The following is a 7680-nucleotide window of genomic DNA, read 5'->3' as shown; positions in this document are numbered from 1 at the left end:
GTGCTTAGGCGTGCGGAAACGGCCCCCCGGAGTTCCGGGCGGTGGGGCGGCAGGGTGCGCGTTCCGGGCGGTGGGGCGGCAGTTGGGCGCTCCGGGGTTGTGCCGTTTCTCCGTCAGCAGATCCGCCGAGGGCACAGCGCCGTACGCCCCACGGGCACGCTGCGGTTCCTACGCTGGAGCGATGACGAACCGAGCGAGGGACATCGGCCCGCACACCGCCGATCCCGACGACGACCGCCCGCACGCCGCCGCTCTCGACGCCGACGGCCGGCACGACGACCGCCCGTACGACGACCGCCCGTACGACGACCGCCCGTACGACGACCGGCAGGCGCGTACGGCGGCGCGCGGGCTCAGCCGTGGCGCCCGGGTGATACCCCTGCGGCCCGTCCCCGCGACCCCGGCGCCCGCCCCCGAAGCGCCCCGGGAGCCCCTTCTGCGCGACCTCGTCGGCGAGGTGCTGCGCCAGGAACGCCTCGCCCAGGAACGCACGTTGAAGGATGTCGCGGACTCGGCGCGGATCTCCTTCGCGTACCTCTCCGAGCTGGAGCGGGGCCGCAAGGAGGCGTCCTCCGAGGTGCTCGCCGCCGCCGCGCACGCCCTCGGGCTCGGCCTCGCCGACATACTCGGCCGCGCCGCCGTCGAGCTGGCCCGCCGTCGTACGGCGCTCACCGCCGCGACCCGTGCCCAGGGGCGCGTGCCGGGCACCGCGTCGCTCAGGAACCAGGTGCGGCTGGCCGCCTGACGGCCCGTCGGCGACGGTCCGGGCGGCACCGTAAAATCCGGTGTCGAGCGGGCACGGAGAAGACGGGGGACGGGGCGGATGAGCGACACGGACGGCATACCGGCGGCGGCCGGGCAGCAGGAGACGTCCCGGGTTCCGGACCAGGTACCCGTACCGGCGCCGGAAGCGGCCGGGGGCGGGGCCGCCGCGCCCAGGAACAGGGCGGCGACGGTCAGCGGGTTCTTCGCGCTGGGCGCGATCGGCGCCCTCGGGAACTTCGCCACCGGCATCGCGCTGATCAACCCGCCCGTCTTCATCGCCCTCGCGACCCTGTGCGCGCTCATCGCGATCCCCGCCGGACACGTGGGCCGCTTCCGGGGCAAGCGCCTGGGCGGTGCCGGGCGCGGGGTCGCCCTGGCGTCCATCCTGACGGGCTGGCTGGTGCTCTCCGTCTGCCTGCTCGCGCTGCTGGCCCTCGTCGGCCTCGTCGCCGGCTTCGCGGCGCTCACCGACTCCTGATCCGGAACGCCGACGAGGGGCGCCCGTGGTGGACGCCCCTCGCCGAGGTCTGCTGAATGCCGGAATGCCGGACCGGCCGGGGCCGCCCGGCCCCGTGCGGATCAGCCGTCCGCGCGGGCCACGCCGATCGGGCAGGAGACACCGGTGCCGCCGATGCCGCAGTAGCCGCCCGGGTTCTTCTCCAGGTACTGCTGGTGGTAGCCCTCGGCCGGCCAGAAAGTGCGGCCCTCAGCGGGCAGGATCTCCGTGGTGATCGCGCCGTATCCGGAGCCCGTGAGGACCTTCTGGTACGCCTCGCGGGACGCGGCGGCGGCCTCGGCCTGCTCGGGCGAGTGGGTGTAGAGCGCCGAGCGGTACTGCGTACCGACGTCATTGCCCTGGCGGAAGCCCTGGGTCGGGTTGTGCGACTCCCAGAACAGCCTCAGCAGCTCGGTGTACGGGACGACCTCGGGGTCGAAGACCACACGGACGGCCTCCGTGTGACCGGTCTGGCCGGAGCAGGTCTCCTCGTACGTGGGGTTCTCGGTGTAGCCGCCCTGGTAGCCGACGAGCGTCGTCCAGACGCCCTGTGTCTGCCAGAACTTGCGCTCGGCGCCCCAGAAGCAGCCCAGCGCGAAGTCGGCGACCTCCAGGCCCTGCGGGTACGGGCCCTGCAGCGGGTTGCCGAGCACGATGTGACGGTCGGGCACCGTGAACGTCGGGGTCGGGCTGCCCTTGAGGGCCTGCTCGGGGGAGGGGAGCACGGGTGTACGGCCGAACAACATGATCGGTCCTCCTTCTACGGGGCGGTATGGGGTGAACATCTCCGTACCGCCCCGCATTCCTCGCGGAAGGCCCGGTCAGGAGGGTTTCGCCGCCGCCTGGACGGACAGGTCCCGCAGGTGGCAGTAGAGCCTGGTGGGGTCGGACTCGTAGAACCACGGGAGCGAGCCGACGTATCCGTCCACCAGCTTGAACTGCTCGACCGCCTCCGCGTCGCGGTCCTGGAAGGAGAGGAAGTACGCCAGCATGTGGCGGGCTTCCACGAGACGCGGATGGGCGGGGTCGGCGGCGGCGACGTCCGCGAGGGCGGCATCGACGAGCGCGAGCACCTCGGGGGTCTTCGTGAAGTCGCCGTTCGAGGTGTCATCGTGCTCGAAGTGCGCGATGAGCGGGAACACCGTCATCAGGCTGCCGAGGGGAGCCCCGGCCACGGCCTCGGCCGCGAACGCGTGGGCGAGCTGCTCGGACCCGCGCCACTTCTTGCACCAGTACTGGAGCGCGAACCAGTGGGCCGCGTAGTGGTGCGGTGCGCGGGCGGTGACCTCCGCCCAGATGCGGTCCATCTCCGCGTGCGGATAGCCGAGGCCCAGGGCCGCCGATATCTCGCTGAGGTAGGGGGTCGGGTCCTCTGGGTTCAGCTCGGCCGCGCGGGCGATCTCGGCACGGGCCCTGGCCAGGGTCCGGTGGAAGGCGTCGAACTGCTCGGAGGTGGTGTTCTGGGCGCGCTGGGCGCCCCGGAGCTTCCCGGCCAGGCTCACCGTGCTCCACGCGCGGAGCACCGCCGCGTCAGGATCGTCGGGGACAGCGCTCTCCCAGGCGAGCAGCCACGTGTCGTCGACGGCGGCGTTGCCGCAGAGGATTCCGACGTCGTACGCCCGGCGCTCCCAGTCCTTCGTCCGGGCGGTCCCGCGCATCAGCTCGGCGGCCGGCTTCCAGTCCCCTGCCTCCACCGCGGCGAGAGCGGCGGCAAGCGCCTCGGGCCGGGGTCCCGGCGAACTCTTGTCCAGTTCGCCGCGGGGGAGCAGGCCGAGCGCCGCGCACTCCTCGGGCAGCTCGTACGCGTCGCCGTTCGCGTTGTTCTTCGACATCTCCTCGCGCCAGCCCTCGCGGGCTCCCGACACGATCGCCTTGCCGAAGAAGACGGCGATGGCCAGCAGGATGAGGACGAGGGGGGTCAGGACGACCCAGAGCAAAGTGGTCACGTGTTGTCTCTCCGTGGTTCCGTGCGGTGATGAGCGGTCCGGTGTCCCGGGCGGCCGGTCACGCGGCCGACTCGGGGCCCGGACCGTCCGGGGCCTCCGGCGCGGGTGCGGCGGGTGCGGCGGGTGCGACCGTCGCATCCGGTGCGGGTGTGGACGTTGCCGCCTTCGCTTGGGGCACCGCTGCGACCGGTGCCAGCAGGGCGCGCAGCGCGGTCGTCTCGGGGATGTCGGCCACCGCCGCCGCGACGGCGGCCTCGACGTCGGGCCGAGTGCCGTCCGGAAGGGGAACGATCTGCGGTGTGGCCGCCTTCGACCAGGAGAACTCCCAGGTCAGCCGAGACTCGGCGGCGAGTTCCGCCAGCGCCATCGCCTTCACGCCGCTGAGCAGCGCGGGCCGCGCGAACTCACGGAACACGCGCCCCTCGGCGGCTGCGGCCTGCTCGGACAGCGGCAGCCGCTGCGCGAGCTTCCAGAGCCGGCCGTCCTCGACCACCTTCAGCAGCGCGGTGAGCGTCGGCGGCTCCTCCGTGTACGAGGTCAGCGCGCGGTGCACGGGGGAGTCCACCGCACGCAGCCGGACCTCCATGGACTTCTCCAGCAGTTCCTGCCAGCCGGCCGCCCGCGGCAGGGAGCGCACCTTGCCCGCCAGCACCACGTCCTCCAGCGCGGCCAGCGTCCCGTTCAGGTCGGCCAGCAGCGCGGACGCGGCACCCTTGCCCTCGTCGGTGCGGTCGTCGGGGGCCAGCGTCTCGACACGGCGCACGCGCTCGCGCATCGGCGGATGCGAGTCGTAGCGGGAGACGGTCTCGTCCGGCAGTTCGGCGCGCATCGAGGCGAGTTCGAGTTCGCGCGCCGCGAGCATCCGGCCGAAGCCCCCGAACACCTCGCCGCGCGGCGGCAGCAGGTCCGCGGGCAGCCCGAGCGTCGCGTACGCGTCGAGGTAGAAGTCGTGGGCGGCGCTCAGTCCGGGGATCTCGCGCAGCGCCGACGCGGTGGCGTCGCGCCCGGTGATCCGGGCCGCCGCCGCGTCCGCCGCGAACTCCTGGCGGCGGGCGCCCGCGAGCGTCGCCCAGAAGTAGAACCGGGCGTACAGGCCGTACACCCTCGCCATCACGCGGTACGACATCCCGGCCTGCCCCGGGTCGACCGCCTTGGGCTTCTTGCCCCTGGCCACGGCACGGTCGGACTTCTCCTGCAGCCGCGCGCGCTCGTGGCCGGCCTTCTTCTCGGCTCGCTCCTCGAACCGCGAGATGGTACGCAGCACCTGGGCGCGGCCCCGGACCGTGATCCCGGCCAGCCGGGTGTCGGAGTGCGAGTAGTGGCCCAGCTCGTGGGCGAGCACCGAGCGGAGCTGCGCCTCGCTGAGCCCTTGGACGAGCGGGACGCCGAGGTAGAGGGCGCGCGGGCCCGGCAGCAGACCGAGGAAGCGGGACCGTTCGGAGACGGCGGCGTTGACGTCGCCGGTGAGCACGATCCGGGACGGGGCCCGGGTCTCCACGGCGGCGGCGAGCTCACGCACCGTACGCCAGAGCTCCGGCTCGTCGGCCTCGGAGACCTCCAGCCCGGGAGGTTCCTCGCCTTCCGGTGTCCGGAGCATCAGGAAGCCCTGGACGATCGGCAGCGCCACGACCACCGAGACGACGTACAGCTTCAGCAGGTTCGGGCCGCGCAGGCCGGCCTGGGTGAGGGACACGTCGACGGCGAGGATCGCCGCGAGGAGCAGTAGTCCGAAGACGTAGAAGCCGGCGAGCAGGACGAGGGCGCGCAGCGCGCGCAGGGTTGCGCCCACGGAATGGTTCCCCCCACGGGAATCAAAGGAGTTGGACTGCGGACATGATCAGGACAGAAACAGGACGAAGAACAAGGTCAAAAGGTTGCAGGGGGAAACGGATCGTGTCCTGTCGGAGACCTGCCGAAGACCTGGCGGGGCGGGAGGACCCGGCGGGCGGGGGAGGGCGAGAGCCGGGACGCGTACCCGGACGTGCGCGAAGGGCGCGTGCGAACATTCCGCACGCGCCCTCCACGGTTGCCGGCGCCCTGCCCGACCGGGGCGGCAGGCGCTACCCCAGCAGTCGGGCCGGGCTGCCGCCGTTCGCCTCGTAACCGGCCACCGCGAGCGCGCGGTAGATCGCGTACTCGGCGGCCGGGTCGGAGTCCTCGGTCCAGGGCAGCGCCCCGATGTACCCGTCGATGTGGACGAACTGGTGCATCGCCTCGGACCAGCGCTCCATCCGGACCAGGAACAGCACCAGCAGATGCCGGACATGGGCGAGCATCGGATCGTCCTGCCGCGCCGAGTGGACCGCGTACAGCGCGCCCTCGACAGCCTTCGTCACCGCCGCGCTCCCGTAGAAGTTCGGCGTCAGATTCACCTCGGGCAGATTGTCGTAGAGCGCGAACAGCGGCAGTCCGGCGAGCAACGAGCCCTGCGGGGCGCGCGCCGCGGCGGCGGTGGCGAACCGGTCGGCCAGCTCGCGCGAGCCGTGCCACTTCGAGGACCAGAAGTGCAGCGCCGCCAGATGTGCGCCGAAGTGCGCCGGAGTACGGTCGATGATCTCCGCCCAGATCCGGTCGAACTCCTCGGGGGCGTAACCCAGTCCGCGCGCCACGGTCAGCCGGGTGATGTGCGGGACGGGGTCGCCGGGGGCGAGCGCCGCCGCCTCACCGGCCACGTCACGCGCCTCCTCCAGCAGGATCCGGAAGTCCTCGCTCCCCACGGCCGAGGACCGCCACGCCTGCTGTACCAGGAACTCCGCGTGCACCGCGGCGGCGCCTGGGTCCTGGGGTGCCTCGGCGCGCCACGAGCGCAGCCAGGCGCCGCCCGCGCCCGGACGCGCGGCGAGTTCGAGCGAAGCTGCCCCTGCGAACGCTTGTACGCGTTGCCACCGGACCTCGCCCTCCTGCGGTGTGCCGGCCAGCAGCTGGGCCGCGGCGCGCCACTCCTGGGTGGCCTGCACCACGTGGAGCACGTCGACCAAGTCCTGGTCGGGACCCGGCAGTCGCACGTCCAGCAGCTCCTGGCGCACGAAGCCGTACGTCTCCGGGTCGGCGGCGTCCGGCGAACCCGGCGACGCGAGCCGAATGCCGCCGCCGCCCCGGCGGCCTCGGAGGAACGGGACGAGCACCGCCGTGATCATGCAGAGAGCGAGCAGCAACCACAGAATCTCCATGGACCCATTGTCCCCGTACGGCCGAGCGTCCGGTGCGGGCCCTTGCGACGAACTACGCTCGGGCCTCATGACCGACCAGCACAGCTTCGAGACCCTCGCGATCCACGCGGGAAACACCGCCGATCCGCTCACCGGCGCCGTCGTTCCGCCCATCTACCAGGTGTCCACGTACAAGCAGGACGGCGTGGGCGGACTGCGCGGCGGATACGAGTACAGCCGCAGCGCCAATCCGACGCGCACCGCCCTGGAGGAGAACCTGGCGGCACTGGAGGGTGGCCGTCGCGGACTGGCCTTCGCCTCCGGACTCGCCGCCGAGGACTGCCTGCTCCGTACGCTGCTCACCCCCGGCGACCACGTGGTGATCCCGAACGACGCCTACGGCGGCACCTTCCGGCTGTTCGCCAAGGTGGCGTCCCGCTGGGGTGTCGAGTTCTCGGTGGCCGACACCTCGGACGTGGCGGCGGTACGCGCCGCGATCACCCCGCGCACCAAGGCGGTCTGGGTCGAGACGCCGTCCAACCCGCTGCTCGGTATCACCGACATCGCGGCCGTCGCGGGCGTCGCGCGCCAAGCCGGGGCCCGGCTGGTCGTGGACAACACCTTCGCCAGCCCCTACCTCCAGCAGCCGCTGGCGCTGGGCGCGGACGTCGTGGTGCACTCCACCACCAAGTACATGGGCGGCCACTCCGACGTGGTCGGCGGCGCGCTGATCGTCAACGACGCAGGTCTCGCGGAGGAGTTGGCGTTCCATCAGAACGCGATGGGCGCGGTCGCCGGTCCGTTCGACGCCTGGCTCGTGCTGCGCGGCATCAAGACCCTCGCCGTACGCATGGACCGGCACACCGAGAACGCCGGCCGGATCGCCGAACTGCTCACCCGTCACCCCGAGGTGACGCAGGTCCTCTACCCCGGACTGCCGGACCACCCGGGCCACGAGGTCGCCGCGAAGCAGATGCGGGCGTTCGGCGGCATGGTCTCCTTCCGCGTGCGCGGCGGCGAGGAGGCGGCCGTCGACGTCTGCAACCGTGCCGAGCTGTTCACGCTCGGTGAGTCGCTCGGCGGCGTCGAGTCGCTCCTCGAGCACCCTGGCCGGATGACGCACGCGTCCGCCGCCGGTTCGCCGCTGGAGGTGCCCGCCGACCTGGTGAGGCTCTCCGTCGGCATCGAGAACGGCGACGACCTGCTCGCCGACCTCACCCAGGCGCTCGGCTGACGGACCGCACCTCCGGCACCGCCGAACCGCCGTGCGGGGGACAGCTGCTGGTAGTCGGGCGCACGGTGCCGGGGAACGTTCCCCGGCACC

The 7680-nt window shown here is 72.7% G+C and carries 7 protein-coding genes; 3 read left to right on the top strand and 4 right to left on the bottom strand.

Features of this window, described 5'->3' with window-relative positions; genetic code table 11:
- The first annotated feature begins 370 nt into the window (after positions 1-370).
- Both ACFWEP_RS28315 and ACFWEP_RS28310 read left to right on the top strand, forming a co-directional pair.
- Entirely contained in the window at positions 371-745 is a 375-nt protein-coding gene (locus ACFWEP_RS28315) for a helix-turn-helix domain-containing protein (protein WP_387374145.1), read from the top strand.
- Between the two features lie 78 nt (positions 746-823).
- A complete protein-coding gene (locus tag ACFWEP_RS28310) occupies positions 824-1243 on the top strand; it encodes a DUF4190 domain-containing protein (protein ID WP_387374141.1) in 420 nt (139 codons plus the stop codon).
- A 101-nt stretch (positions 1244-1344) separates the two neighbouring features.
- On the opposite strand, the gene msrA is transcribed toward ACFWEP_RS28310, so the two are convergent.
- From msrA to ACFWEP_RS28290, 4 genes are all read right to left on the bottom strand, one after another.
- Positions 1345-2010, bottom strand: a complete 666-nt coding sequence (gene msrA, locus ACFWEP_RS28305) for a peptide-methionine (S)-S-oxide reductase MsrA (protein WP_387374143.1) — start codon at positions 2008-2010, stop codon at positions 1345-1347.
- 72 nt (positions 2011-2082) lie between these two features.
- Positions 2083-3207, bottom strand: a complete 1125-nt coding sequence (locus tag ACFWEP_RS28300; RefSeq protein ID WP_387374139.1) for a hypothetical protein — start codon at positions 3205-3207, stop codon at positions 2083-2085.
- Between the two features lie 58 nt (positions 3208-3265).
- Entirely contained in the window at positions 3266-4996 is a 1731-nt protein-coding gene (locus ACFWEP_RS28295; protein WP_387374137.1) for a M48 family metalloprotease, read from the bottom strand.
- A 271-nt stretch (positions 4997-5267) separates the two neighbouring features.
- Entirely contained in the window at positions 5268-6377 is a 1110-nt protein-coding gene (locus tag ACFWEP_RS28290) for a hypothetical protein (RefSeq protein ID WP_387374136.1), read from the bottom strand.
- A gap of 67 nt (positions 6378-6444) precedes the next feature.
- Here ACFWEP_RS28290 and ACFWEP_RS28285 point away from each other — a divergent pair, with 67 nt between their 5' ends.
- Entirely contained in the window at positions 6445-7590 is a 1146-nt protein-coding gene (locus tag ACFWEP_RS28285; protein ID WP_387374134.1) for a cystathionine gamma-synthase, read from the top strand.
- Positions 7591-7680: the final 90 nt, after the last annotated feature.

The sequence above is a fragment of the Streptomyces sp. NPDC060198 genome, assembly GCF_042728415.1.
Lineage (GTDB): Bacteria > Actinomycetota > Actinomycetes > Streptomycetales > Streptomycetaceae > Streptomyces.
Note: the sequence above shows the minus strand (reverse complement) of the source record. Positions and strands in the feature narration are given on the sequence as shown.